Genomic DNA, 1,345 nt, shown 5'->3' on the forward strand with positions numbered 1-1,345 from the left:
ATGAGCGACGATGCCCCTGACTGGACCACCCTCGGGAATCTCCTGGTCGCCCGTCGCGTCCAGATCAACCCCGTGTACCGGAATCGCCGACGGTTCGTAGCGGACACCGCCGGCGGCAGCCCCGACAGCTGGTACCGGATGATCACCAGCATCGAGACCGGCGCACGAGACAACTACAGCCGCGAGACCATCGCAGCAATGGAGGTCGCCTATCAACTCGAACCCGGATCCCTGACCCGATCCGTCCGCACCCAGCAGCTCGAGCCGAAACGGCAGGAAGCAATGGTTCGGCCTGGCGGCCCGGGCGGAGAGACACACACGCCGGAACCGCCGGCCTCGGTCATCGAGCGCCAGGTGCTCGAGGACCTACGCGCCGCAGCGCAGGGGCGCGGCCGATCCATCGGCGACATCCTGGTCGAGCGCGGGCTCGCGCGCCCCGAAGAACTCACCCTCAGTGAGGAGAAGAAGGGCGATCGACTCGTCGAGGACATCTTGGCCAGCGATCTGCCCGAGGACACCAAGAACCTCTTGCTAAAGGACTACGCCGACCGACGTCGTCACCATTACATCGAGCGCGGCCTCATTGAAGATCCCGATTCCGGGGAAAAGAAATAGCCGCGAGGCTTGTAAACCTCGCGGCCATTTCGCGCGTCAGTGGGGACTAGCTGATCGTGATTTTCGGCAGCGGCCCCGTGTCGCTCCCCCGAGCTCGTGCCGCCTCCTCGAGGGAGGCATCGAGGCTGGCAAGCGCTTCGCCTCGCCACTTCGTCGTCATGATCCGCTCCGCAGAGAAGACGTCACGCCGGAGGCGATCGCCATGCACCGCGGTGGCCTTCTCCATCCTCACGGCGTGTTGGTCTATGGCCCCGGTAAGCACCTGGACGCTTGCGTCGAGCGCGGCCCTCCCCGCCGCGCTGCTCTGGGTCACCCGCGCTCTGGCCATGGCGTCCGCCAAGCAGAGCAGAACCCCGCAGCTGGCCACTGTGGTGGCCAGCAAGACCGCTAGATATACGTGCATCGTGACGCCGGCCCCAGCAGTGAGGGCGGTGGTGACCCAGAGTGCTGCGGCCGTGCTGCCGATGATCCAGCGAATCCCGTTGCTTCCCTTCAACGTCCACCCCTTCGTGGCTGCCTACGAACGCAGATGCGGCGGCCATACTGCGTCGTTCCTTTTCCCGAGGCTCTCGCGGCAGTCCATGAACTCTAAATCACTTTGTCCGGTTTCGGAATAGGACAGAAGCGGCTTTCTGGCGCGCCATTACTATTAGCACCAAGACGGATCCGTAACCTCACAGACAGTCACCATGACCGTGAGTAACGCACTCATTATGAGCAGCGATGACCA

General features: G+C 63.9%; 2 protein-coding genes. One reads left to right on the forward strand and one right to left on the reverse strand.

The genetic code is table 11. The features are described from left to right. Positions 1-615 (forward strand): hypothetical protein (locus tag AB0J69_RS56370; RefSeq protein ID WP_364136575.1); only part of this gene is annotated, 615 nt, incomplete at its 5' end. Between the two features lie 46 nt (positions 616-661). Here AB0J69_RS56370 and AB0J69_RS56375 read toward each other — a convergent pair. Continuing rightward, positions 662-1,111, reverse strand: coding sequence for a hypothetical protein (locus AB0J69_RS56375; RefSeq protein ID WP_364136577.1), 450 nt, complete (start codon positions 1,109-1,111; stop codon positions 662-664). Positions 1,112-1,345: the final 234 nt, after the last annotated feature.

The organism is Nonomuraea sp. NPDC049709 (assembly GCF_040674815.1).
In the GTDB taxonomy this organism is placed as follows: Bacteria; Actinomycetota; Actinomycetes; order Streptosporangiales; family Streptosporangiaceae; genus Nonomuraea.